The organism is Lactobacillus sp. ESL0701 (assembly GCF_029433445.1).
Taxonomy (GTDB): domain Bacteria; phylum Bacillota; class Bacilli; order Lactobacillales; family Lactobacillaceae; genus Lactobacillus.
This window is the reverse complement of sequence record NZ_JAQTIC010000002.1, coordinates 75,523-101,575: the sequence shown is the minus strand read 5'-3', so window position 1 is coordinate 101,575 and position 26,053 is coordinate 75,523. Positions and strand designations below refer to the sequence as shown.

Below are 26,053 nucleotides of genomic sequence, written 5' to 3'. Positions count from 1 at the left end.
TATTACAGCTATTTTAGCAAAAATTATCCAAGTTGGCGGTGAATTTTTAAATGATTTAATAACTGGAGGAATTTATTTGGTTAAAACAAATAAAAAAACAAGTTCTTACGATGACTCGTCAATTCAGATTCTTCACGGTTTAGAAGCGGTCCGAAAGCGGCCGGGAATGTATATCGGGTCAACTGATATCCATGGTCTAAATCAATTAGTTTACGAAATTGTCGATAATTCAGTTGATGAGGCGATGGCCGGCTACGGTAAAGAAATCGATGTAACCATTCATCGGGATAATAGCGTGACCGTACGCGATTTTGGTCGAGGAATGCCAACAGGGATGCACAAGTCAGGAAAGCCCACAATTGAGGTTATCCTGACCGTTTTGCATGCCGGTGGTAAATTTACTGAACAAAATTATAAGACATCAGGTGGTCTTCACGGAGTTGGTTCTTCTGTTGTTAATGCTCTATCTAGTTATCTAAAAGTTAGGGTTGTCCGTGACGGTGAAGCTTATGAAGAGGAATTTGCTGACGGCGGTCATCCAGTAGGAACTTTAAAGTCACTGGGTAAAACTAAGGAAAAAACTGGAACAACAATTACGTTTAAGCCTGATGAAACTATTTTTTCAACGGTTAAGTATAAGTATGAAACGATTCAAGAACGAATTCGTGAGTCGGCATTCTTGTTAAAGGGTGTTCGGTTTGTTTTGACTGACGAACGTGAGCCGGAACATCATGATGATTTTAAGTACGATGATGGGATTAAGTCCTTTGTATCTTATTTGAATGAAGGTAAAGACACTTTAAACGATGTTTTTTATTTTGAAGGCAAGCAAGATGGGATGGAAGTTGAGTTTAGTGGTCAGTATAGTGACAGCTATTCAGAAAACTTAGTTTCATTTGTTAATAATGTTCGCACCGCTGATGGTGGTACTCATGAAGTTGGTGCTCGAAGTGGTTTTACGCGGGCATTTAATGACTATGCCAAAAAGCAGGGGCTGCTTGGTAAAAAAGATAAAAATATTGATGGGTCTGACTATCGTGAAGGTCTTAGTGCCGTTCTTTCAGTAAAAATTCCGGAAGAACTACTTGAATTTGAAGGTCAGACTAAGGGTAAATTGGGCACGCCGCAGGCACGTTCAGTAGTTGATACACTCGTTTATGAGAAGATGTCTTACTACTTAATGGAAAATGGGGAGTTAGCCCAGGACTTGGTTAAGAAGGCGCAACGGGCGAGGGATGCTCGTGAAGCAGCCAAAAAGGCACGTAATGAGAGCCGTAATGGTAAAAAACGCCGCAAGAAAGAAGTATTGTCTGGGAAGTTAACGCCAGCGCAATCACGTAATCCTAAAAAGAATGAACTATTCTTAGTTGAGGGTGATTCTGCCGGTGGTTCTGCTAAGCAAGGTCGCGACCGAAAGTTCCAAGCAATTTTGCCGCTGCGGGGTAAAGTTTTAAACACCCAAAAGGCTAAATTACAAGATATCTTCAAAAATGAAGAAATTAATACCATGATTTATACCATTGGTGCTGGTGTTGGTGCCGAATTTAAGGCAGAAGATTCCAATTACGACAAAGTAATTATCATGACGGATGCCGATGATGATGGTGCGCACATTCAAATCTTGCTGCTGACGTTTTTCTACCGGTACATGCGGCCAATGATTGAACAAGGCAAGGTTTATATTGCTCTGCCGCCGCTTTACCGTCTGCAAAAGGGTCGCGGCAAGAAGGCACAAGTTAAGTATTCTTGGACCGATGAGGAATTAGCAACTGACGAAAAGAATATGGGTCGGGGCTATATGCTGCAAAGATTTAAGGGTTTGGGTGAAATGAATGCCGAACAGTTATGGCAGACAACCATGAATCCAGAATCCAGAATGCTAATTCGGGTGAAGATAGATGATGCTGCCCTTGCTGAGCGCCGCGTTACAACATTAATGGGTGATAAGGTTGCTGCTAGACGGAAATGGATTGAACAGAACGTTAAATTCAGAATGGGCGAGAACGCGTCAATCTTAGAAGAAGAAAATGAGTAAAGAGGTTTTTAATTAATGGCTATACAAGAACGAATTCGTGAAATGCCGCTTGAGCAGGTCATGGGTGAACGATTTGGACGATATTCCAAATATATCATTCAAGAACGGGCTCTACCGGATATTCGTGATGGCTTAAAGCCAGTGCAAAGAAGAATCCTTTACGCAATGTATCAGGATAATAACACTTATGACAAGCCATTTAAAAAGGCAGCCAAGGCTGTAGGAAATATCATGGGTAACTTTCACCCGCATGGTGACAGTTCGATTTATGGCGCCCTAGTTCACTTATCACAAGATTGGAAAATGCGCGAGCCACTAGTTGAAATGCACGGTAACAACGGTTCAATGGATGGCGATGGTCCCGCGGCTATGCGTTATACGGAATCACGACTGAATAAGATTTCCAACATGCTGCTGCAGGATATTGACAAAGAAACCGTCAATATGGTGCTGAATTTTGATGATACGGAATACGAACCGACAGTTTTACCAGCAAGATTTCCTAACTTACTGGTTAATGGTTCAACAGGAATTTCTTCAGGTTATGCAACAGATATTCCGCCGCACAATCTGTCTGAAGTGATTGATGCCACGATATATTTATTGAAGCATCCAGATGCCACGCTTGACGACCTAATGAAGTACGTTCAAGGCCCAGATTTTCCTACTGGAGCAATTGTTATGGGGCAAAAGGGACTGCGTGAAGCTTATAAAACTGGTCGCGGGCGGATTCAAGTCCGGGCTAAGACTTCAATTCAAGAAATTCGCGGCCATCGTCAAGAAATTGTAATTACCGAAATTCCATTTGCTGTCAATAAGGCCTTAATGGTTAAAAAAATGGATGAAATCCGCCTTAATAAGGAGATTGACGGGATTGCAGAAGTTCGTGATGAAACTGACCGTCATGGATTATCGATCGTTGTTGAACTTAAAAAGGATGCTGACGCGCAAAATATTTTGAATTATCTATTCAAGAATACTGAGCTGCAAGTTTCTTATAACTTTAACATGGTTGCAATTGATAATATGACGCCAGTTCAGGTGGGGTTGAAGCATATTTTGGCTTCATATCTTGACCATGAAAAGGATGTTGTCATCAAGCGAACCAAATTTGATTTGAACAAGGCACAAAATCGCTTAGAAATTATTCAAGGATTAATCCATGCAATGGATATCTTGGATCAAGTGATTAAGGTCATTCGTGGTTCAAAGAATAAAGCTGATGCCAAGAAGAATTTGACTGCTGACTTTGACTTTACATCAAGACAAGCAGAAGCAATTGTTTCCTTGCAATTGTACCGTTTGACTAATACCGATGTTGACGCACTAGTTGCTGAACAGAAAGACTTAAATCAAAAGGTCGATCAGTATCAACAATTGTTATCTGATTCGAAAGTTTTGGAAAAAGAAATTATTCGCGAATTATCAGCTGTTAAACGTGAATTTGGTAATCCACGGCGAACAGAGATTTCTACTGCTACTGCCAAAATCCAAATTGATGAAAAAGCATTGGTTACTGATGAACAGGTTCGTGTTTTAATCAGTCGTGATGGCTATTTAAAGCGTTCATCATTACGCTCATGGCAATCAAGTGATGATACCGAAAATGGTTTACCTGATGGCGATGATGTTGTTTTTGAAAAGACAATCTCAACATTAGCTAGTCTGTACCTGTTTACTAATCGCGGTAATGTTATTTATCGTCCGGTTCATGAATTAGTTGAGGCTAAATGGAAAGAGACTGGGCAGCACTTGTCACAAGAAATTGGCTTGCCAAGTGATGAACAAGTAATTCGAGTTTTTGCGTTTGATAAATTAGACGAAAAGATTAACTTCTTGCTGGCTACCAATGACGGCTACATTAAGCAGTTAGAGTTAGTTAATTTACAGCCAACGAGAACATATCGTTCAAGGGCAATGACTGCCATGAAGATGAAGTCAGCAGCAAGCCAAGTAGTTCGCGTTGATGTGGTTCAACCAGATACAAAAGCAGAAATTATCTTGTTCACGCGTGATGCTTATGCTGTTCGTTATGATGTAAGTGAAGTGCCGACATCTGGCGCCAAGGCCATTGGGGTCAAATCTGTTAATTTGAAAGATGATGATTTTATCGTGTCTTACATTTTAATTGATCCTGAATATCTTGATCTAATTAAAGTCGGTTTGATTACGCAGCGTGGAGCCTTCAAGCAATTCAAAGCAGAATTAATTAACAAGGTGTCGCGGGCTAAGCGTGGCGTGCTTGTTTTACGTGAATTAAAGACAAAACCACATAGAATTTCTGCACTGGTATCTTATGGTCAAAATCACACTTTAAATATTATTACTAGCAGTAAAAGAAAAGTAACATTGCAAACTAATGAATATCCAATAGGCGACCGGTATTCAAATGGTTCATTTGTAATTGATACAATAACCGATGGTCAGCCTACCAATTTGCTGCTGGGTCAGCCTTTAAGCAGTAACAATTAAAAGGCTTACAAATTAAAAACACATTTTTTATAAAATGTGTTTTTAATTGTGTTAAAAGTTTTTGAATTATACTTTGACATGAGCGTAATTTTATTTGATAATAGCATGTAAATATAAATATATTCTTGCTATGATAGAGGAAATTATTACATGCCTAAAACAGATACAATACTTTCAACTAAGTCCTTACATTATTTTTTACAATTAATTGATACGATGAATTACACTCAGGCTGCTCAAATATTGGGAATTACGCAGCCGGCATTGACGCAGCAAATAAAAAAGATTGAACACGCGATTGGTACACCGCTGTTTGGTCAAATGGGTAAAAAGCTTTATTTAACTGAAGCTGGTAAAGAACTGCAGACTGGGGCAATTAAGTTATTAAACACGATTAACTCAGTTGTCAGCGGTATCCAAGAGTTTACTCAAGCTGACAAGGGTCAGGTTTCAATCGGTATCTTAGATAGCATTAACTCTGAAGTCTTGCGGCAATTCTTGGTTGCTTTTAACCAAAAGAACCCTGATGTTACGCTTAATGTGACATATTATGACCGTAAGAATTTGTGGTATAACTTGGACAATAACTTAATTGATATTGCAGTTATGTTCTTACCTGATAGTACCAAGAAGAGTCAGGCTGAATTACAGCATCAATATGAGCACTGCACTATTTATGAAGACCAATTGACGGTTTTAACGCATAAAGATACAGTTGAGGCAGGGCAGTCATACCCAATTTCACGCTTTGCCCATCGAGAGTGGGTTGCTTATCCAGATGATTTTTACTTAACCCAGCTAATGAAGAAAAAACTTGGCGCTAAAACAAATGTCAAAGACTGTCTGACGGTTCCAATTAGTTTTTCATCAACTGAACAACTAGTTAAGACTGCTCAAGAGACGGATTACGACACGTTTGTCAGTGATGCGTATTACCAAGCTCATAAGAATGAAATCACGTTAACGCCAATCCATTTAAAAGAAGTTAAACCATTTGCCGTGTCGTTAGTTTATCGTAAAGGTAAAAAAGATATTCCGCGGATCAATAATATTTTGACCGAATTTAAAAATTTCTTGGATAAATAACGTCTATTAGCTAAAATAGAATAGAACGATTATTTTATAAAAGAAGAAAGAGGAAGATTAATGGAAAAAGAGTTAGTTTTTGGTCACCAAAATCCTGATACTGATGCGATTGGGACTGCGATAGCTTACTCATACTTACAAAATAAGTTGGGCTTTAACACTGAAGCCGTGGCATTGGGTGAACCTAACGATGAAACTGCCTATGCTTTAAAGAAATTTGGCTTTGAAGCACCACGAGTAATTAAAACAGCTGCTAACGAAGTTGATAAGGTAATGCTGGTTGACCATAATGAGCCGCAACAGAGTGTCTCTGATATTGATCAAGTGACAGTAACTCACGTTGTTGACCACCACCGGATTATGAACTTTGACACTAGTTCGCCATTGTTTTACTTAGCAGAACCTGTTGGTTGTACAAGTACAATTATGTGGAAATTGTACAAGCACTTTGGTGTTGAGATTCCGCAAAACATTGCCGGAATTATGCTTTCAGCAATTATTTCTGACACTTTGCTGCTCAAGTCACCAACAACTACAGATGATGACAAACAAGCTGTTGAGGCTTTAGCTAAGATTGCTGATGTTGACTACCAGACTTATGGTCTTGAAGAATTAAAAGCTGGTACAAACATTGCTGCTAAGTCAGAAGAAGATTTAATTGATTTGGATGCCAAGAGTTTTGCTCTTAACGGCAAAAACGTCCGTGTTGCCCAAATCAATGTCGTTGATTTGCCAGAAGCAATGGAACGTAAAGATGCGTTCTTAAAGACAATGCAAGAAGCATCAACTGCTAATGGCTATGACATGTTTATGCTCTTAATTACTAATGTTCTTGATTCCGATTCAAAAGCTCTTGTAGTGGGCTCAGATGAGGCTCAAGCAGCGTTTGAAAAGGCATTTGGTAAGGTGACTGATTCAGAAATCAGCTTACCAGGTGTTGTTTCGCGTAAGAAGCAAGTTGTCCCACCATTAACTGAAGCTTTTGCATAAATTTAAATATCAAAAAAGACGAAGTAGGAAATTAGTCCTACTTCGTCTTTTTTGTTTTGCTTTTAAAATTAATCTTTGTTAATTTCTTTTGCTAAAATAATGAAAGACTTACATACGCGCTCAGCCTTTTCAGGAGCCATTTTTCTTAATTCATTAAGAACCTTCTTAATGAAGACTGGGGTATTATCTTGATGATTTTCAGCTTTAACTTCCTTAAAGCGGTAAGCATTCATGATAATATCAGGTGTCGTGGTATTCAAAGCTCTAGCAATTGAATCAAGCTTTTGAATACTAATGTTTTGGTTCTTAGTACGTTCAAGACGTGAGATGAAGTTAACTGACAAATCACTTAATTCAGCGAGATCCTCCTGTGTCAGCTTTTGTTCACGTCGACGACGGCATATTTCTTTTCCTAAATTTATACTCATGGAATAAACAACCCTTTCAAAAAATAAACTCTATCCTATATATTATAAAATAAATATATTACAAAATAAAACAATAAAATTAATAAGTGCAAGCCTTAGGTTTAACTAATAAATGTAAAACTTAAAACTCACTTTTAAAAACCCCAGATAGTATTGTAGGACATTTTGCTGAAAATTCAAATAAAAATGCACCTAGAAAAATTCAACTTAAAATAAAAAAGGGAAAAAGTGGCAAATATTATCTTAAATGGCCAAATTGCTTGTCGTATGGGAGGGTAAAATAGAAAGATTAAAGCATCGTTAATTATTAAATGCTGGTTATTAAAATTTATCCAAGTAAGGGCTTCAACTTTAAAAAATTAAAGAATAAATCACCTAAATAGACAGCTAAATTAAATAATTACTTGATCTAAGTGAATATTTATTAATTATAAACAGTTAAACTCGTTTGCAATCAGCAATTAGTTTATGAAATTGCCTAGTGCAAATCATTTTTTAGTATCAATTAACACTACAAGAAAAAATTAGAAGGAAACAACTTTGGAAGGAGAATATACAAGAGTAATTGTGGAAATTATGCAAGTTATAGCTTCGTATAATATATATTATGTAAAGTAATCATGGAAAATAACTATATTTTGGAAGAGACACTGTTAATTACTAGTAGCATGCAAAATTACTAGTAATAAGATTATTTGGTTAATCAGCGGCAGCAAAATTAATTTTGTGAGCAGTAATCATTGTTATTTGTTGCTGAGATTGCAATTCTACGGTCAAATTAATTGGTTTTGCCCGATAACTGTCAAACTTAATTACCTAGTTTGGATTATTAACAGTTTAAAGGCTAATAATAATTAGTTGTAAGAGAAATTAGCAATTTAAAAATTAATGTTTATTTTCTGATTAAGCCACATATTCATAAGAGGAGTACTTGATCGAGTTTGGTGTTTGGTTAAGCCAGGTTTACTTAAACTTAATAATTTTCGCTTGCTTTCATTAAAACTATAATTTTAATGAAAGGTATAAACGGCTGTATATCAGTATTTTTAGCTAAATTTGCTTAATTTGATTACTAATTTGCAGATGGTTTTTATAAAATATTATTTTTGAATTTTAAAAGTCATCTGCAAAAGCTAAACTTAATTTTGTCAAAATCCCTTTGCTACATTTTATTTTTAAAATTTAAAACGAAAGAGCCAACTAGCCTAGTGCTATTGGGTATTGTGTTCTTCAATCCTACTATTTTCCCCTCCTCTGCTTATTTATAGTACTTTCATAGTCAAAAATTCGAACATACATTCTAGTTTTGCTTTATAATTATTAAATATAATCAACTTTTTAAGGAGAACAGATTTGTGGAAACTAAAAAGTATTTAGACTTAATCGAAACTGAACTTAAAGGTATGCCGGATTTTGTCAAAGAGTATAATTTTGGCACGGCCCACTCTTTAACGACAACATACCAGTATTTAACAGAAATTCGCCGCTTTTTTGATTGGCTGCGTCAAGAAGGAATTTCATCTGCTCCTGATAATAGTCAGATTAGTGTTGATACACTAGCTAATTTGCGGCGCAACGATATTATGCTGTACATTAACTATTTGGGGCACGTGAAAAATCAACAGGGACATTTAAATTCACCGACAACAATTAACCGGTCAATTAACGCTCTACGCTCTCTATTTAAGTTTTTAACGATTACAGCTGATAACAATGATGGTCAACCCTACTTTGATCGCAACGTCATGCTCAAAATCGACTCGCTTAATAACACTAAGACTTTGAATTATCGGGCGCATGTTCTTGAATCACACATGTACATTGGTAAGTTAAAATATCAGTTTCTTGATTTTATTGAAAATGAGTATGAGCAGCATTGCAATAAGCAAGCATTGCCTGCTTTCAAAATCAATAAAGAACGAGATATGGCAATTATTGCTTTAATTTTGGGAACAGGAATTAGAGTTTCTGAATGTGCTGGCGTTAACTTGGCGGATTTGAATCTTAAAAAAGCTACACTTGATGTAACTCGTAAAGGTGGTCAGCGCGACAGCGTTCCAATTGCTGAATGGACGTTAGACTATATAACTGAATATCAAAAAGTCAGACGTGAGCGTTATTCTGCAACTAAGAAAGAAACGGCATTTTTCTTAACGCGGTGGCACCAGCAAACAAAAAGAATGACGACCAACGCGATTGAAAAAATGGTTAACAAGTATTCTGCTAGCTTCGGTCATCCGCTAACGCCACATAAATTGCGCCATACGCTTGCTTCTGAGCTCTATGGCGTGACTAAAGACCAGGTGCTTGTAGCACAGCAACTTGGGCAAAAAGGCACTTCAGCGACGGATCTGTATACGCATGTCGATCAAAAGAAGCAGCGTGACGCATTAAACGAAATTTCTGAAACGGAAAATAAATAAAAATAAACCAAAAGCCCAGTTATTTAACAATAACTGGGCTTTTGGCATAAAAGTTCTACATTTATATAATTGTTATTGATGTTGATCAAACCATTCTTTAATATCATACATTCTGTGGATTCTAATAGATGGCAAGCCATTACGTGACACGCCGTGGAATGATTGCGGATAACGAATCATATCGGTTTCTCCCCCTGCCAGTTTGACGGCAGTAAAGAACTCCTCACTTTGTGAGATTGGACAGCGCATGTCCCATTCACCATGGAGTAGTCTAATCGGCGTGGTTACATTTTGGGCATAAGCTAATGGGGACATGCGCCAATATTTTTGCCGGGCTTCGTCATCGCTAAATAAGTCTGCCTGTAATTCTTGACGGTCAAACCAATAGCCGATATCTGAAGTACCATTCATACTAATCCAATCACTGACGCAGCGCTGGGCAACTGCTGCTTTAAACCGCTTTGTGTGCCCCACAGCCCAAGTTGTCATGAAACCGCCGTAAGAGCCACCAGCGATATATTGGTGGTTCTTATCTAGCTCAGGAAAATGTTCTAAGGCATAATCTAAGCCGGTTAAGACATCAGAAAAGTCATTTTCACCGTAATGACCGTCAACATCATCACAGAATTTTTGCCCATATGTGGTTGAACCACGTGGATTAACGTAAACTATTCCGTAGCCCCAACTGGCTAAAACTTGAAATTCATGGAAAAAGGCTTCACCATAAGCTGCATGTGGACCACCGTGAACATACAGCAATACTGGAGATTGTTTAGGCTGATTTGCTGCGGGTAAATACCAACCTTCTAATTCTTGTGTTTTATCTTTAGACAGATAAGTGAATTTTTGCGCCTCAAGGTAACTATGGGTCTGTTCAAAGTCATGATTAGGATTATACAATTGGCTGGTAGTTTTAGTTTCAAGGTCAAAGAGTAACAATTCACTTGGCAGCGCCTGCTTTGAAACTGTCAGTAATAACTGTTGCGGACCAGCCGTACAAAAGTCAGTGATATCTTCAGCTTCATCACGAATTAGCTGCACAGTACCCTGGTTACCCAGATACAGTTGACTATGACCGTGATGTAAAGCAGTAAACACACACTGGTCATTATCTAACCAAACGACACTGTTACTGCATAAATTTTGGGCGAAATCTGCGGTTAGCGCAGCTTCATATCCTACATCAACGTCAGATAACTGCCGCGTTAAATTAGTTAATTGCTTAGTTTTTAAAGAATACAGCCATAGATCGTTAACAGTTTGCCCTGGATGACTGTTATCATTGCCGACTAATGCTAAAGTTGTGCCGTCTGGTGAAAAAGCTGCGGCAGAAAAACTCCCTTGAGCAACTTCAGCAGTAATCAATTGGGTTTTGCCTGTCTTTTCGTTATAAAGATACACTGCCTTGGTGTAATCAATGTCTGTATCAAGTTCAGGCTGGCGCCCTCTGATATAAGCAATAGTCCCGGCTTTGGCTGCTGCTAATTGGAAGTCGTCTTTAGTAGTAAACAAAACTGTTGCTTCTTGCGTTAGTTTATCTATCTTAATCAGTGAAAACTCGGCATCATTTTCAAACCAACCATAGCCATCTAATCGACCATTAAGCTTGGTTACGTGTCTAACTGGCGGAAATTTTTCCGTTTTGAATTTAGGCTTTTCCTTAGTCTTCTTAGTTTTTACATACAGAGCTTGCGCGTCATTTGAAATAACTAATTCTTGAACTGAAATATCATCACTGTCAGTTAACAAGAATGGCTGTGAGCTGCCGCCATCAATTGGCATCCTGTAAAGTTGCGGCTTTTCCCCGTCTTCTTGATGGCGATAATAAAGAAAATCTCCCAATACTCGCGGACTACTATTTAGCCCGTCATGACTCCAAATGCGATAGTTTTTGTCTTGATCGAGACTAACCAAATTGGCTAAATAACTGTTGCTGTCTTTTTTAATGAAATTTTCAGTAAAAAAGATTTTATTATCGAAAAATCTTACTTGCGAAACGGATCTTAACTGATAAAGGTCTTCTGGTGCGATGTTTTTCGTCATAAATCTGCACTCCTTTGATTAATTAAATTAAATATTATTTCATTATTTATTAATTTAATTAATCTTACTATTCTGACCTTTTTTGTCAATGCTTTAATTTTTTAGTTAATAAAAACACACGATTAGGTAAAGTTTCTGTCAATCGTGTGTTTTAAATTTTATTCAAAAGTTGTCTGCCAGTTAGAGTCGTGATATGCATCAAAGCATGTCCTGATTTCTGCTTCACTATTGCGTTCAATTGATAACTTGGGTAGATTTTCAAGGCTGAAATAGCGACAGTCAGTTGTTTCAGTATTTTTGACAAATTCTCCGCCTAGTTCATGGCATAAAAAGAATACATTAACAATATTAATTGCTCGTTCACCGCGAATTGTATGGTTGTGATTGCAAATTGTAATCACGCGCTCAATTGCCACATCACGTCCTGATTCCTCTTTGGCTTCCTTAATACAGTTTTGAGCAACTGACATGTTAGGCTCACACCAGCCACCAGGCATTGACCAAGCACCATCGATAGTTTCTTTGACAAGTAAGATTTGATCATCCTTAAAAATCGCTGCTCTTGTCCCCAATTTAGGCGTCTGGTAGCCATCATCACTGCTAAATAATGATTTTACTTGCTTTATTGGCAAACCCGTTTTAGCAGCCATCATCTCGGTTGCAATGGCTCTGATTCGTTCATAGCGTTCCAGGTCAAAATTGTCATGACCATATTCTAAACCATTTTGAGCTAAACTTTGTAACTCGATTGCCCAGTTAGTAAACTGATCTTTTTTATCCATAATTTTTGCCTTTACCTTTGAATACTACAGAAAAAGCAGCCATCATAGCTGCCCTTTATTTTGTTAAATCAATTTTATCAATATCTATCATCCAACCAATGGCAAGTGATTTTTCGCCTAAGTGAGTAGCAATTCCGGGACTAAATTTAGTAATTGAAATTGTCTTATCTGGAAATTCTTTTAGTAAGAACTCATTGGCTTCCTTAACTTGACTTTCATCGTTTGAATCAATAATGAATAACTTGATTTTATCTTTGTACGGTAATTGATTGATTTTTTCAATCGTTAAATTTTCCATTTTAGAAAAAGCTCGTTTCATTGACCGGATTTTGTCAAATGCGACAATGTCACCATTTTCAAAAGTTAACAGCGGCTTGATATTGAGCATTGAGCCAATAAACGCACCAGCGTTACTTAACCGACCACCACGGCTTAGATTCTTAAGATCATTAACAACAAAAACTTCATCAATTGTTGCTCTAATCTTATCCAAGTGATCAAGAATTGATGATAAATCTAAACCATTTTTGATCATTTTAGCAGCAGCTAATACTAAATTACCTTGCAAACGTACCGTCATCTTGGTGTCGATAGGATGAAGATTGTATGTAGGATGATTTTGCGCGATATTACATAAAGTCTGATAAAAACCAGAAATACCACTAGAAAGTGTGATTGCAATAATTGCCTCATATCCTTCTTCATGTAACTTGTCAAAAAGTGTAATCATATCGCCCATACTTGGTTGTGAGGTCTTAGGAAAATCTGCACCCTCTCTCTGCAGCTCAAAAAGCTTGTCGGAAGTAATATCAACGCCTTCTAAGTATTCCTTATTACCAATAATAACTGGAATTGGTACAACGATAATATTATTGTCTTCAGCTTCTTGTTTAGTTATAACGCTAGTACTATCGGTAACTAATGCAATTTTCATCTAATTAACCTTTCGCTTATTAATATGTGATACAGAGAAATTATAGCATAAAAATAGGCGGTCATTCTACTATCTAAAGAGACTTTGCAGTTTCTAACTTAGTTGCTAGCTGGCTGATGATCGTACTTAACTGGCTAATTTCACGTTGTGAAAGGTCTTCAAAGAGTATCTGTTCAATTTTCTTTAAAGTAGCCTTTAACTCACCTGCTTTGCGAATACCAGCATCATTTAGAGCAACTGACTTGCTAGAATCACTCTCAGAACGAATAATTTTTACTAATGTTAATGTCTTTTTCTGTTGTAATTGCCTACTTAAAGTTGACAAAGAAATATTTAGATTAGTTGCTAAACTACCCATTTTCAATGGCTGATTACCATTTTTATCAAAATATAGTAAAATCCTGGTTTGCGATAAGTTTAACCCGCATGTACGACTGATTTCATTTTTTATTTGCGCTGCAATTGTGCTAAAAGATAAAATATCCATTCAACTAAACCTTTTCCTCTGAATAACTAAAAGACAAAATTATTTTGCATACTATAAATTTTAACAATTTAAAAGTTAAATAACATTGTTAAATAAGGTTTCATCATATCAGATAGAGTGTGAAACAGCAATGGTAAGTATGCAAATAATTTTATCGTGAAACAATTTTGCATTATTTTTTACTTATAACTAATAAATACCAGTATCCATTAATATATATTACTAGTATAGCATCTTTTTGCAATAATTTGTTTTGCTAGAGTAAATTTAATTAATATATTGTGAATGTACGTTATTTTAAGAATGCGGTTTAAAAAGACATCTTATACTTATTGCTAAATAATTGGTATAATAGAGTTCGTATTTTGAGGTGATATTTATTATGGCATTCGACGGCTTATTCATTCATAGTCTATTAAACAGTGTAGCCCCAGTTCTTATTGGTGGGCGCTTATCAAAGATTTACCAGCCCTTCAATCAGGATCTAATTTTAACTTTTAGAAAAGAACGCAAGAATCAACAATTGTTAATCTCGGCTAACGCACAATATCCGAGATTTTATTTAACTAAACAGGCAATTAGTAATCCCGATAAGGCACCTACTTTTGTAATGGTATTGCGAAAATATCTTGAAGGTTCAGTTTTGCAATCAATCAATCAAGTTGGTGTCGATCGTATTATTAACTTTTGTTTCAGTAATCGCAATGAGCTTGGTGATCAAGTACAACTTATTTTGTCAATTGAGTTAATGGGACGCCACAGTAATGTAATTTTGTACGATCAGACAAGTGGTCATATTATTGATTTATTGAAGCGAATCAATCCAGATGAAAACCGGGCACGAATTTTGTTGCCCAAGGCTAAATATGAACTACCACCCCTTAATCCGGGTTTAAATGGCTTTGACCTAACAGAAAATGACTTTAAACAAGAAATAACTGGGTGCGAGCCCGCCATTTTTGCTAAAAAGATTGGCGGTTTGGACAAAGATGATCGTGATGAATTGACCGGCTATTTGGAAGATGATTATACATACTCCTCTTTTACCACTTTTATGCAGCAATTTGATAAATCTGGTGCCTTTGTTTTAAAAACACCAAACAATAAGCGAAAAATCTTCCCTTATCTTCCCTATCATCTCGATTTGGTAAAGGAAAGTACGGATCCTGATATAAATCATGCTTTAGATGAATTTTATCAATATCAAGCTAACCGTGATTGGGTTAAACAAAAGGCAAGTCAAGTTGAACGGATTGTCAAAAATGAACAAAAAAAGTTAAGTAAAAAAATTGTTAAGCTTAATCAGCAGCTTGATCAGGCAGAAAATTCTGAGGGGTATCGTATTCGCGGCGAAATTTTAAACGCTAATTTAGGTCAAGTTAAACCAGGAATGACAAAAATATCTTTACCTAATTATTATGATAATAATGAACCAATTGAGATTAAATTAGATGCTGCCCTATCCCCTGCACGTAATGGTCAAAAGTATTTTACTCGTTATAAAAAGTTGCGTGATTCGATTAAGCATGTTAAAGAGCAGATTGAAATTGCCCAAACTAACCTAACCTATTTTGATTCAATTCAAACGGCAATTGATAATGCGGAACCGCAGGATATTGACCAAATTACTGATGAACTAATCAGTCAAGGTTATCTTCGCAAACCGCAAAAGCAAAAGCGGCGGAAAAAAATCACCGAGCATAATTTAAATAAGTTTAAACTAACTTCTGGTAAAACTGTTTTAGTTGGGAAAAATAATTATCAGAATGACTGGCTAACGCTAAAAAAAGCTAATAAAACCGATCTTTGGTTTCATGTTAAGAATATTCCGGGGTCACATGTTATCTTGCAAGATAGTTCGCCAACTGACACAGATATTGCGGAAACTGCCGAAATTGCCGCCTACTTTTCTAAGGCAAAAGATTCAGCACACGTGCAAGTTGATTATGTTCAAGATAAGCGAGTTAAGAAGCCTAATGGTGCCAAACCTGGATTTGTTATCTATACTGGTCAGAATTCAATTGAAGTTACACCAGAAAAAGATCGTGTTTTGAGTAAAAGAATTGATTAAAAAAAGCGAGAATGTAATACATTCTCGCTTTTGCGCGTTTTAATTTATTTTTTAAATTGGCTGCGTGGTTAAAGACAAGGATTCTAAGACATGCAAGATTAATTCCGTAGTTTCAATACTAGAAAAAACAGGAATATGTGTGTTCAAAGCTTCGTCCCTAATCTTAATTGCATCGCCGCTTGCTGTATCAGAAAGATTAGTAATATTAATTACCATGACAATCTTATGCTGGCTAATTTTTTCTAATAAATTATTGGGATCTGAATGAACCTTGCTAACTACACCAGTTGTAATTCCAGCTTCAGCGAACGCATTAGCAGTCCCCTCAGTGGCAACAATTTTAAAGCCTAAACGGTTAAATCTTTGCGCTAACTCTGTCATTTTTTTCTTGTCTTCATCACGAACAGAAATAAAGATGGTACCAAAGCTTGGAATATGTAAGCCACTGGCTTCATAACCTTTGTAAAGAGCCTTAGCAAGTTCTGTATCACGACCCATGACTGAACCAGAAGATTTCATTTTTGAGTCAAAAGTGTTGCCACTATTATAGTCAACATATGAAAAGACGGGCATCTTAACATGGATAAAGTTGTTTGAATGCCATAAGCCTGTTTTACAGTCTAGGTCGGCTAAATTTTTCCCAGTTAGTACTTCTGTGGCACAAGCTGTAATATCTTTACCTAGCGATTGTGACAAGAAGGCGACGTTATGCCCCGCGTATGGCTTAATTTGTAATAAATAAATGCTTTTATCGACGATTAAAAAGTGTAGTGTAAAGATACCCCGCATTTTTAGCTTTTTAATTAATTCAGATGCGTATTCAATTAACAGTTTCTTGCCTTGCTTAGATAAGTTTTGGGGTTTAAAGACCGCGATTGAATCCGAAGCATGCGAGCCGGACTGCTCTAAGTGCTCAATAATTCCTGGAATAGAGACATCTTTACCATCAGAAATGGCTGTAATCTCGTACTTGTTGCCTTCAATAAAATGCGACAAAGTTACTTTTGATAATTGGGTTTCTGCGACATATTTTTCTAAAGCTGGCTGATCGTAAACAACGGCTGATTTTTGCTTGACGCCTTGATTATTAAAACCACCAATTAAAATCGGAAAATTATGTTCCTTAACAAACTTTTCTGCTTCTTTTGGATCAGTAGTTGTTAATAGTGAATTTTGTTTGAGTGATTTTACTGGAGTTGACAAAAGCTGTTTAATTTTATCAACGGGATTTTCACTGTGATTACCCAAAACATTTAACCCGCGTTGAACAAGTTTATCGCCCATAGCGTTAATTTTTTTACCAGAAAATTGCAGCAATACATTTTTGATGTTCTCTTTGTGAGCAACCTGAACAATATTTTCGACTGTAACGGGTTCAAAATAGATACGATCGGTATACTTGTAACTAGTAGCTACAGACTCATCATTGTTGGAAATGAGTACAGTGGCATAATTATTTTTATGTAAAGTTTCTACTGCATGGCTAACCATGTAGTCAAATTCATTGGTAACTGATACCTGTGCTGGCAACATGCCAATGATCAATATCTTATTATCAGCTATTAGCGGTTGCACCTCATCTTGAACACCAAAGGCACTGTAATATGCTTGAACTTTGGGCTGATAAACGCCTGCTGAACCATCAATCTCTAAGTAAGATGGTGTTAGGTGCAATTTTTTAAGATGTTTTTGTAAGGCATCAAGATTAATGCCAGTTAATGTTGCTATCAACTCATTACGAAAGCCGCGCCTTTTTGCCTCAATTAGTAGTTCATCACTTGGCTTATTGTCTTTTAACTTACGACTGATGTCAGCAATATTTTGCAATTTTTGAAAATAAACGGGATGCAGCTGCACCAACTGTTGCAATTCTTGGTAAGAAAACCCCTTAGCAATAGCTGCTAACAATCTAATCAAGTGTAATTCATCGGGATGAAGTAAATCTTGCTTAATTTCTTCCGGATTCTTATCTTTTTCAGCAATAAATAGTTGCACTGCCGTGTTGAGATTAACGGTTGAAGCCAATCCTTTTAAAAAGGCGGTTTCAAAATTACGACCAATGCCAATAGCTTCCCCACCCGACTGCATTCTTTTGCCTAAAGAATAATGATTAGTACTTAATTGCGTTAATGACCAATATGGCATGCGAACAGCAACCTTGTCTTGAGTTGGCTCAATTGCCGCATTTAATCCTGACATTGGATCTGTAATCTCATTTAAGCGATAACCAATTGCAATCTTGCAAACAACATAACCAATGCTATAAAGGTCAATTCGTTGCGACCAAATTGCACTCCTAGTTAATCGCGGCTTAATTGTTAAAATCTTGACATCAAATTTTGTTCCTTGATGTTTGACAGCAAAATGAATATTTAAAATGCCAACAATTTTTAAACTTGTAGCAATTTTCTGTGCTATTTGCCTAATCCGTTGAACTTGGTCATTGTTTAAAGTTAATGCCGGCATCACCATCGCGGAATCACCAGCATTGACGGCAACTGGTTCAATTGAATCAGCAAAGCTAGTAAACAATACATTACCATCATTGTCGCGAATAATATTAACGATAACTTCTTCCCATGAAGACAAGTCTTCAATTAAGCGGTAATTATCACAACAAAAGCCTTCACATTGCCGCTCTTTTTTGATGTAAGCAACTAAGTCTTGGCACTTTTGAAAAATGATTTGCTTATTAGACAAGTAACGTTCTCTCTTAATCATTAAAATCGGGAAAGTAACTTTAGTGTCCAATTCGTGAGCTAAATTATCACTAGAAAAGTCTGATAACTTCCAGCTTTGATTAATTTCAAGACCATTTTGCTTGAGAAAAGCGGTCATCTTCTGTTGGGAATTAATCATTAATGTTTCTTTATTTAACGTGAGCAGCTTAATGCCCATTTGTTGCAAAATACCATCATTAACTAGATCAAGCGTTACCGATAACCCAGTGGTTGAACCGTATGCAGGAATAATTGCATCTGGTTCTTCCATGCGAATAATTCGCTTGAGAAAGTCCAAGGTCATTGGCTCCAAATAAACAGTTACTCCCGGTCTTTTATCAGTTGAAATTGTTGCTGGATTAGGATTAACAAGAACTACATGGATATCCTCTTCTAAAAGTGCCCTGATAGCATCAGAAGTAAGTAAATCGGTTTCTGCAACACTTCCCACTAATGTCGGTCCCGACCCAATGATTAAAATTTTGTCTAAATCATTTTCTAAAGGCATACTCTACCTCATCATCTTTACAAAATCATCAAAAATAGATAGTGCATCAAGACTACCCGGTGCACCTTCAGCGTTAAAAGCTGTGCCGATTATCTTTTTCTGTGGATTACAAAACCCGGCTAACAAGTCACTGTGCAGGTCAAAATATTCCTGCTGCATTTCCATTTGCACACTATCAGCTAACACTAATTGCGAAATGTTCATTGCTGTCTGCCAAATATGGTTACAGTTTTGTTCAATAACCGGATAATTAGTGCCATTAAATTCTTCAGGCAGATCAACTAATTCAAAATTGAGATAATCGCTAAGTGCTAAAAAGCCCAAGCCAATACCCCAGATCGGATATTTTCCATAAAAATGAGAGAATACAGGTTCTAAAGTAGCTTTGACTTCAGCAGCTTTCCCGGGACCTCCCGAGATAATAATGCCATCTGGGCGCAAATTATCAATATCTGTTACGGAAGCATCAAATGGCAGTACAGTCGCGTTAATCTTTCTTAACGATAACTCGCGCAGCATTGAATGTTTGAGACCCAAATCTAAAACGGCAACAGTTTTGCCAACATTTGGCGCCGCGTAGGCATTTTTAGTTGAAACTGCAGCCGATTTATTTTTGGGTAGAACAAGCGCCTTAATTTGATCAAAAGCATGCGCATCACTGGCATCCATAATTGATGCTTTGATTGTCTTTTCTGCAATTAACAAGTGTACCAGTGCCCGTGTATCGACCGCATATAATGCTGGGATTTTCTTTTCTTGTAAAAAAGAATTTAAATCTTGAAAATTTTCACTATCAGAGATGTTACGGGCAACATCATTGGCAATAATCCCCTTAACGGTGGGATTAATGCTCTCATAATCGATTGCATTAATCCCATTGCCACCAATCATTGGTGCTGTAAAAACAAGAATTTTACCAGCATTAGTTGGATCTGTTAACGCTTCTTGGTACCCAAAATTACCGGTCTGAATTGCCAATTCGCCAGTTGAAATAATTGAGGCACCAAAGCCCTCACCTTCAAATGAACTGCCGTCTTCAAGAATTAAATATCGTTTCATCTAATCACTTAGTTTCTCTTAATTCGGATAGCCGCTGCAGAAAAATCTGAGGTGGTTCTACCTGAAATTCAAGCCATTTGCCACTAGATGGTTGTGAAAAGCCCAGAATTTGGGCATGTAAAAATTGACCATGACCTTGCAAGGTATGGTGTGGACCATATAGAGGATCACCAGCAACTGGGTGACCAATATAAGACAAATGGACACGAATTTGGTGTGTCCGACCTGTTTCTAATTGACAACGGATTAAACTGTAATCCTTAAATTGTTCTAAAACTGTAAAATGAGTTACAGCATCTTTGCCATTTTCAACAACAGCCATTTTCTTACGGTTATAATGATTACGCCCAATTGGTGCGTCAATCACACCGCTGTTCTCACTAAAATTGCCATGAACAATGGCTAAATATTGCCGTTTGTTAGTTTTCTGAGCTAATTGTTCTTCCAAACTTTCGCGAGCATGGGCATTTTTGGCAATCATTAATAAGCCTGATGTATCCTTGTCAATCCGATGGACAATTCCTGGGCGAAAACCTTCAGGACTAGCTGCCAAATCCTTTGTATGATATAACAGCGCATTAACTAAGGTATGGTCGGGATGTCCAGCTGCTGGATGAACCACCATTCCCTGCGGTTTATTGACGACAATCACATCTTGATCTTCGTAAACGATGTCTAGCGGTATATTTTCAGGAGTAACGGCCAAGGGTTTTAGTGCCGGCACAGTTACAGTAATTTGATCGCCATTCTGGATTTTATAAGACACTTTTTCAAGTTTGTTGTTAACCAATATTTGTTTATCTTGAATTAACTCTTTGATCCGTGTGCGCGATAAAGTTGTAATTTGAGCTGCAATAAATTTATCGAGCCGACCTTGCTCACTTTTAACTTCAAGCTGATAGTTTTCAGTCATTCACGTTACCACTTTCATCAAAAAATAATAGATAAATAAAAATCAAAATAATTCCAACAGTAATTGCTGAATCAGCAATATTAAAAATATTAAAATGGATAAAATCCACTTGTAACATGTCAATAACATATTTAAGGTGAATTCGATCAACTAAATTACCGATAATTCCGCCTAAAACAAGGGCTAGTCCACAATCAAACAACCAGTTTTTGTATTTGGGTTTGAATAAATAATAAAGGCAGACTCCAATTGCAAAAATACTAATTAGATAAAACAGCCACATTTGTCCAGTAAGAATATTCCAAGCAGCACCGTTGTTTTGGACATAAGTAAATGACAAAACATGAGGTATGACTTGGTGAACCTCACCTAGGCTATAATTATTACTGATAAAGGATTTAAGCCCTTGATCTGCGAAAACAACTACGAAAGAAATAATTAAATATAAAAGTTGCATAAATAAATTTTAGAATAAACCACTAATTTTACCATCATTATCAACATCAATATCAAGTGCTGCGGGATGCTTAGGTAATCCTGGCATGTCTAAAACATGTCCGGTTGTAATTACGATAAAGCCAGCACCATTTCTTAAACTTGCACCCTTAACATGCAAAGTGAAATCAGTTGGTGCTCCCAGCAATTTAGCATTATCAGTGAATGAATATTGAGTTTTAGCAATAATAACCGGTAGTTTATCTTTTCCAATCTTTTCTAATTCATGAATATCATGCTCAGCTTTTTCGCTGTACTCAACACTTGTTGCATGATAAACTTTTTGGGCAATTTTGGTAATCTTAGTTTTGACATCATCATTTTCCTGATAAGTTGGCTTTAAGTCAGATTTTCCAGAATTAGCCAAGTCAATAACAGCTTGAGCAGCTTCAATACCACCCCTTGAACCTAATTGATGATAATCAACAACTTGAGCTTCAATTCCTTGTTCGTTAACCAATTGCTTTAATAGATCAAGTTCTGCTGGTGTATCAGTCGCAAAGCGATTTATTAAGACAATTACAGGAATATTATAGTTCCGCATATTATTCATGTGGCGTTCTAAGTTTTTAAAACCGCTGCGTAAAGCAGGCAGATTTTCGGTACCTAGATTGTCAGTTGAGCCTTCTGCCTGATATTTTAATGCGCGAACAGTTGCCACAACAACACTGGCATCTGGCTTTTTATCAAGTTTGGTAGATACAAAATCCATGAACTTTTGCCCGCCAAGGTCACTACCAAAGCCAGCTTCAGTTAAGGTATAATCGCTGAGGTGCAGAGCAAGATTAGTTGCCATAATTGTGTTAGCTCCATGAGCAATATTGGCAAATGGTCCACCGTGAACTAATGCGGGTGTGTGTTCAATTGTTTGTACCAAATTAGGCTTTAGTGCATTAGAAAGAAGAGCCGCAATTGCCCCTTGAAAACCGAGTTGCTTAACGTAAACGGGCTCATTAGCTGTTGTATAACCAACTAACATTTCCCCAATTCGTTTTTTCAAATCATTAATGTCTGTGGCTAAACACAAAATGGCCATCAATTCGTTAGCAACTGTGATGGCAAAGCTTGATTCGTGCTCAATACCGTTGAACTTAGACCCTTGACCAACTGTAACTTGTCGTAGACTGCGGTCATTAACATCAATTCCGCGTTTTAAGACAATTTTATTAGGATCAAGATGTAAGTCGTTTCCTTGGTAAATATAATTGTCAACAAGTGCTGCCAGAGTATCAATTGCGGCAGTTAATGCATGCATGTCGCCAGTGAAGTGCAAGTTAATGTCTTCCATGGGAATGATCTGAGCTTGACCACCACCAGTTGCGCCGCCCTTAAGACCGAAAACAGGACCCATTGACGGCTCACGCAGAGCAATCATTGTTTTTTGGTGCAATTGGTTATTAATGGCATCGCCAAGTCCAATTGTCATTGTTGATTTGCCCTCGCCAGCTGGAGTTGGTGAAATCGAAGTTACCAAGATTAACTTGCCAAGATGACCGTTAGCTTGGCTTCTCTTAATGGCTGACCAGTTGATCTTGGCTTTGTCGTAGCCATAAGGTTCAAGGTCAGTTTTAGCTAAGCCCGCCTTAGCTGCAATATCACTGATTGGTAGAGTTTGTGCTTCTTGAGCAATTTGAATATCTGTTTTCAATTAGAATTCTTCCTTCTGTTTTTAAAATTAAGTTGTCATAATACTTGCTTGCCTTTTCATATTAGAATTTAGGTCCCACCTTTATTTAAAATCAACTGCTATTATAACAAATTTTAAGAACATTTTCTTTATTGCAGGTTAATTTGCAAGCAATAAAAATAGCCAGCTTTTTAGCTGGCTATTTTTTAACTTAATTTTTAGCGATTCGTAATAAATAATATTTTTCTAAATCGGCAACAGTAATTACGTAAATATGTAAATAATGCCACTTCCAAAACAATTTGGGTGGTTTATTATATTTTACTTTAGTTCTAAATGGCAATTTAAGATAGTTTTTATTCCAATATGAAGTTAAAAAGGTATAAATTAACAATATTACAAAAACTAGCCCCAAACTTATTGCTGGCCAATTTTTGACGTGTGTTCCTTCGTAAGCCAAGATTAAGCTGAGAAATAAAACAACAAATACCCAGCTAAAATAAACTAACCCTACACGTCCAAGAATAATAAAGTGCTTCTTATTCATTTAGCTACTCCTGATTAATATTCAACTGTTGCTTCCAAGTTACTGTGATCTGTTGAGTCATACAATGTTCTCATGTAATTACGAAATTTAGGATGCTGCGCTTCAAGCGTTTGGTAAGCTACGGAATCATAAATTTGGTCAAGTTCTTCCTGACTAATATGATTATGACCAGTAAAATAATTATAATTCATACTGAGAAATAACTTGTTTACCTGCTGGATTAATGGTGGTTGATTTTCAGCCAAAGGATCAAGGTTACCAGAATTACCACTTAGATTGCGCAATTGAATGTCTTTCAAGTATTGATGAAAATGGGTCAAGGTATAATTTTGTTGTTGTGACTTAGTTAAGTAAGGTTCCATTTCAAAAGTTTTTCTTTGATACGTAACTTTATTAGGATTTACTTGGACAACACCATATGCTTGATCGTAGGAACAAAAGCTTGAGGTTACAACTTCAATTGTAGGTGTCTTGTCAACTGGACCGACAATATTTTGGGCATGAATATGACCAGAAAAAGCCATCTTGATGTCAAATTCTCTGCATATTTGCCTAAGCATTGGCGCATTATTTAAAACAAATCCGCGATTAACTGCCGGATTATGAACATATAGCGTATGATGCATAAATAGCAGCGGCCGTAAATGATGTTTACGCGCGTTGATTAATTGATTCTCAAGCCAAACAAACTGGTCGTCACTAATCTGTCCTGCGGTAATTGGTGAAGTATAGTTTTCTTGAGTGCCATAGATATTTGTATCCAGCATTATCAACAGATATTGCGGATTAAGCTGCACACTATATGCTAGTGAATGTGGATCTTGACTTAGACTACAATCGTATGACGACTTGTAAATCTGCCGCCAAACTTGAGGTCCAACTTGCGGGGTTAAAATTTGTTTTTCACCCTTAAAGCTGCGTGCCCAACCATCGTAAATGTCATGATTACCAGGTAAAACCAATAATTTGGTTTCAGTTAAACTACTAAAAATCTCTTGAAACTTCTGCGCGGAAATTAGTTCCCCATTAAAAGTCACATCGCCAGTTACAATAACAGCTGCGGGTTTCTTTTCTTGGGCCATCTTACAAAAGGCACTCAAAGCTACTTCTTGATATGCCAAGTCCTTACCTTGACTTGTATTTTGCATACGAGCAAAAGCCGGACCATTGTCATGAAGACTATCTGCAATTAAATGTGTATCTGTAATTACCCAAAATTCAGTGTTTAACTTATCTGTGATCATTTTTTATTTGCCCAATATTGGTAAAAGTCAACGCGCAAGTTACCGTTAAATAATTTACGCTTTTTAGTTGCGCGTGCACCAAAACATTTTTCAAAATCGGGATCACCAACCAAGTAATATTGACTAAAGCTGTCATATTTATGGAAAACTTCACCCATTTGCTTATATAAAGCTTCGGCAGATTCCTTATCTTTCAAACGTTTACCGTATGGCGGGTTAGCAATAATAATGCCGTTTTCTAAATCTGTCGCAAAGTCTTTAACTGCAATCTGCTTAAAATTAATATCCTGCAGCACGCCAGCATTATGGGCATTTAACTTGGCAATTTCCAAAATAGATTGGTCAATATCACTTGCCCAGATTGGCTGCTCAAGTGGTCGCACCAGTGTTTTGGCTTCTGCTAAAGCTGTTTCGTGCAGGCTGGTATCGAACCAGTCAAAGCCATCAAAGGCAAACTTCCGCCAAGTACCCGGTGCAATGTTTCTGGCAATTAAAGCTGCTTCAATTGCCAATGTTCCCGACCCGGTCATTGGATCAATTAACGGATGCGTACCATCATATGGGGTTAATTTAATTAAACTAGCAGCAAAGTTTTCTTTTAAAGGGGCGCCGCCGTGTTCAATTCTGTAACCACGCTTAAAGAGGCTAGCACCAGTTGTATCTAATGAGATTCGGGCTGTATCTTTATAAATGTGAATGTCGAGCGGATATTCATTACCACTTTCTGGCAAAAAGCCACGCCGATGATACTGGTCAGACATTTTATTAACGATTGCCTTTTTGACAATTGATTGAATGCCCGGCTCAGAATGCAATTTTGACCTAACTGAACGCCCTTGAACTGGGAACTTAGCATCAATCGGCAATAATTCAGCCCAATCAACATCATAAACTTGGTTATAAAGCGTATCAAAATCAGTCGCTTTGAATTCTTTCAGCAGAATTTTGACACGGTCTGCAGTCCGCAGCCAGAGGTTAGTCTTAACGATATCTGCTTGATTACCCTTAAAGAAAACCCGACCGTTTTCTGTTTTTGTTTCATAACCAAGTGATTGCAATTCTTTGGCAACGACACTTTCGAAGCCCGCGCCCATTGTTGTATAAAGTTGGTATTGTTTCATAATAATCCTTTTCATTTCTTTAAAAAAAGCGTTGAGCCCTTTGAAAAGCTCAACGCTGCCAGTGCAAA

General features: G+C 37.0%; 19 protein-coding genes. 6 read left to right on the top strand and 13 right to left on the bottom strand.

The genetic code is table 11. The features are described from left to right. The first annotated feature begins 76 nt into the window (after window positions 1-76). The 4 genes from parE to PT281_RS01880 all read left to right on the top strand — a co-directional run bounded on the left by parE (window position 77) and on the right by PT281_RS01880 (window position 6,583). Complete coding sequence (gene parE, locus PT281_RS01895; RefSeq protein ID WP_277151534.1) at window positions 77-2,035, top strand: DNA topoisomerase IV subunit B; 1,959 nt, start codon at window positions 77-79, stop codon at window positions 2,033-2,035. Between the two features lie 15 nt (window positions 2,036-2,050). Continuing rightward, window positions 2,051-4,507: a DNA topoisomerase IV subunit A gene (gene parC / locus PT281_RS01890; RefSeq protein ID WP_277151532.1), complete on the top strand. Its 2,457-nt coding sequence runs from the start codon at window positions 2,051-2,053 to the stop codon at window positions 4,505-4,507. A gap of 150 nt (window positions 4,508-4,657) precedes the next feature. Continuing rightward, complete coding sequence (locus tag PT281_RS01885) at window positions 4,658-5,593, top strand: LysR family transcriptional regulator (RefSeq protein ID WP_277151531.1); 936 nt, start codon at window positions 4,658-4,660, stop codon at window positions 5,591-5,593. 60 nt (window positions 5,594-5,653) lie between these two features. Next, window positions 5,654-6,583, top strand: a complete 930-nt coding sequence (locus PT281_RS01880) for a manganese-dependent inorganic pyrophosphatase (protein ID WP_277151529.1) — start codon at window positions 5,654-5,656, stop codon at window positions 6,581-6,583. A 68-nt stretch (window positions 6,584-6,651) separates the two neighbouring features. On the opposite strand, the gene PT281_RS01875 is transcribed toward PT281_RS01880, so the two are convergent. Beyond that, the gene (locus PT281_RS01875) at window positions 6,652-7,011 is read right to left on the bottom strand and encodes a helix-turn-helix transcriptional regulator (RefSeq protein WP_122018189.1); all 360 of its coding nucleotides are present in this window, start codon (window positions 7,009-7,011) and stop codon (window positions 6,652-6,654) included. A 1,355-nt stretch (window positions 7,012-8,366) separates the two neighbouring features. Between PT281_RS01875 and xerS the strand changes: the two genes are divergently transcribed. Further along, window positions 8,367-9,434: a tyrosine recombinase XerS gene (gene xerS / locus PT281_RS01870; RefSeq protein ID WP_277151527.1), complete on the top strand. Its 1,068-nt coding sequence runs from the start codon at window positions 8,367-8,369 to the stop codon at window positions 9,432-9,434. A gap of 72 nt (window positions 9,435-9,506) precedes the next feature. Here xerS and PT281_RS01865 read toward each other — a convergent pair whose 3' ends face one another. The 4 genes from PT281_RS01865 to PT281_RS01850 form a co-directional block, all read right to left on the bottom strand. Next, window positions 9,507-11,477 carry a S9 family peptidase gene (locus PT281_RS01865; protein ID WP_277151525.1) on the bottom strand — a complete coding sequence of 657 codons (1,971 nt, stop codon included), beginning with the start codon at window positions 11,475-11,477 and terminating at the stop codon, window positions 9,507-9,509. A 158-nt stretch (window positions 11,478-11,635) separates the two neighbouring features. Then, window positions 11,636-12,259, bottom strand: coding sequence for an NUDIX hydrolase (locus PT281_RS01860; RefSeq protein ID WP_277151523.1), 624 nt, complete (start codon window positions 12,257-12,259; stop codon window positions 11,636-11,638). 55 nt (window positions 12,260-12,314) lie between these two features. After that, window positions 12,315-13,193 carry a DegV family protein gene (locus tag PT281_RS01855; protein ID WP_277151521.1) on the bottom strand — a complete coding sequence of 293 codons (879 nt, stop codon included), beginning with the start codon at window positions 13,191-13,193 and terminating at the stop codon, window positions 12,315-12,317. Between the two features lie 73 nt (window positions 13,194-13,266). After that, window positions 13,267-13,680, bottom strand: a complete 414-nt coding sequence (locus tag PT281_RS01850; RefSeq protein ID WP_277151519.1) for a MarR family transcriptional regulator — start codon at window positions 13,678-13,680, stop codon at window positions 13,267-13,269. A 382-nt stretch (window positions 13,681-14,062) separates the two neighbouring features. Between PT281_RS01850 and PT281_RS01845 the strand changes: the two genes are divergently transcribed. Then, window positions 14,063-15,751, top strand: coding sequence for an NFACT RNA binding domain-containing protein (locus PT281_RS01845; RefSeq protein ID WP_277151517.1), 1,689 nt, complete (start codon window positions 14,063-14,065; stop codon window positions 15,749-15,751). Window positions 15,752-15,802: 51 nt separating this feature from the next. On the opposite strand, the gene PT281_RS01840 is transcribed toward PT281_RS01845, so the two are convergent. The 8 genes from PT281_RS01840 to PT281_RS01805 form a co-directional block, all read right to left on the bottom strand. Continuing rightward, window positions 15,803-18,979: a carbamoyl phosphate synthase large subunit gene (locus tag PT281_RS01840; RefSeq protein ID WP_277151515.1), complete on the bottom strand. Its 3,177-nt coding sequence runs from the start codon at window positions 18,977-18,979 to the stop codon at window positions 15,803-15,805. A 3-nt stretch (window positions 18,980-18,982) separates the two neighbouring features. After that, window positions 18,983-20,038 (bottom strand): carbamoyl phosphate synthase small subunit, encoded by a 1,056-nt coding sequence (locus tag PT281_RS01835; protein WP_277151513.1) that lies wholly within the window; start codon window positions 20,036-20,038, stop codon window positions 18,983-18,985. A gap of 4 nt (window positions 20,039-20,042) precedes the next feature. Next, complete coding sequence (locus tag PT281_RS01830; RefSeq protein WP_277151511.1) at window positions 20,043-20,951, bottom strand: RluA family pseudouridine synthase; 909 nt, start codon at window positions 20,949-20,951, stop codon at window positions 20,043-20,045. After that, window positions 20,944-21,408 carry a signal peptidase II gene (gene lspA / locus PT281_RS01825; protein WP_277151510.1) on the bottom strand — a complete coding sequence of 155 codons (465 nt, stop codon included), beginning with the start codon at window positions 21,406-21,408 and terminating at the stop codon, window positions 20,944-20,946. The genes PT281_RS01830 and lspA overlap by 8 nt, the downstream gene beginning before the upstream one ends. Before the next feature lie 9 nt (window positions 21,409-21,417). After that, window positions 21,418-23,094: a formate--tetrahydrofolate ligase gene (locus PT281_RS01820; RefSeq protein WP_277151508.1), complete on the bottom strand. Its 1,677-nt coding sequence runs from the start codon at window positions 23,092-23,094 to the stop codon at window positions 21,418-21,420. Between the two features lie 190 nt (window positions 23,095-23,284). Next, window positions 23,285-23,620 carry an acyltransferase gene (locus PT281_RS01815; RefSeq protein WP_277151506.1) on the bottom strand — a complete coding sequence of 112 codons (336 nt, stop codon included), beginning with the start codon at window positions 23,618-23,620 and terminating at the stop codon, window positions 23,285-23,287. A 14-nt stretch (window positions 23,621-23,634) separates the two neighbouring features. Further along, the gene (locus PT281_RS01810) at window positions 23,635-24,864 is read right to left on the bottom strand and encodes a metallophosphoesterase (protein ID WP_277151504.1); all 1,230 of its coding nucleotides are present in this window, start codon (window positions 24,862-24,864) and stop codon (window positions 23,635-23,637) included. Further along, the gene (locus PT281_RS01805; RefSeq protein WP_277151502.1) at window positions 24,861-25,985 is read right to left on the bottom strand and encodes a class I SAM-dependent RNA methyltransferase; all 1,125 of its coding nucleotides are present in this window, start codon (window positions 25,983-25,985) and stop codon (window positions 24,861-24,863) included. Before PT281_RS01805 ends, PT281_RS01810 begins: the two co-directional genes overlap by 4 nt. Window positions 25,986-26,053 lie beyond the last annotated feature (68 nt).

What these genes read in the sequence shown, in the direction of transcription:
- parC (WP_277151532.1), top strand. Translation starts at nt 2,051, where the DNA reads ATGGCTATACAAGAACGAATTCGTGAAATGCCGCTTGAGCAGGTCATG.
- PT281_RS01885 (WP_277151531.1), top strand. Translation starts at nt 4,658, where the DNA reads ATGCCTAAAACAGATACAATACTTTCAACTAAGTCCTTACATTATTTT.
- PT281_RS01880 (WP_277151529.1), top strand. Translation starts at nt 5,654, where the DNA reads ATGGAAAAAGAGTTAGTTTTTGGTCACCAAAATCCTGATACTGATGCG.
- PT281_RS01875 (WP_122018189.1), bottom strand. Translation starts at nt 7,011, where the DNA reads ATGAGTATAAATTTAGGAAAAGAAATATGCCGTCGTCGACGTGAACAA.
- PT281_RS01865 (WP_277151525.1), bottom strand. Translation starts at nt 11,477, where the DNA reads ATGACGAAAAACATCGCACCAGAAGACCTTTATCAGTTAAGATCCGTT.
- PT281_RS01860 (WP_277151523.1), bottom strand. Translation starts at nt 12,259, where the DNA reads ATGGATAAAAAAGATCAGTTTACTAACTGGGCAATCGAGTTACAAAGT.
- PT281_RS01855 (WP_277151521.1), bottom strand. Translation starts at nt 13,193, where the DNA reads ATGAAAATTGCATTAGTTACCGATAGTACTAGCGTTATAACTAAACAA.
- PT281_RS01850 (WP_277151519.1), bottom strand. Translation starts at nt 13,680, where the DNA reads ATGGATATTTTATCTTTTAGCACAATTGCAGCGCAAATAAAAAATGAA.
- PT281_RS01845 (WP_277151517.1), top strand. Translation starts at nt 14,063, where the DNA reads ATGGCATTCGACGGCTTATTCATTCATAGTCTATTAAACAGTGTAGCC.
- PT281_RS01840 (WP_277151515.1), bottom strand. Translation starts at nt 18,979, where the DNA reads ATGCCTTTAGAAAATGATTTAGACAAAATTTTAATCATTGGGTCGGGA.
- PT281_RS01835 (WP_277151513.1), bottom strand. Translation starts at nt 20,038, where the DNA reads ATGAAACGATATTTAATTCTTGAAGACGGCAGTTCATTTGAAGGTGAG.
- PT281_RS01830 (WP_277151511.1), bottom strand. Translation starts at nt 20,951, where the DNA reads ATGACTGAAAACTATCAGCTTGAAGTTAAAAGTGAGCAAGGTCGGCTC.
- lspA (WP_277151510.1), bottom strand. Translation starts at nt 21,408, where the DNA reads ATGCAACTTTTATATTTAATTATTTCTTTCGTAGTTGTTTTCGCAGAT.
- PT281_RS01815 (WP_277151506.1), bottom strand. Translation starts at nt 23,620, where the DNA reads ATGAATAAGAAGCACTTTATTATTCTTGGACGTGTAGGGTTAGTTTAT.
- PT281_RS01810 (WP_277151504.1), bottom strand. Translation starts at nt 24,864, where the DNA reads ATGATCACAGATAAGTTAAACACTGAATTTTGGGTAATTACAGATACA.
- PT281_RS01805 (WP_277151502.1), bottom strand. Translation starts at nt 25,985, where the DNA reads ATGAAACAATACCAACTTTATACAACAATGGGCGCGGGCTTCGAAAGT.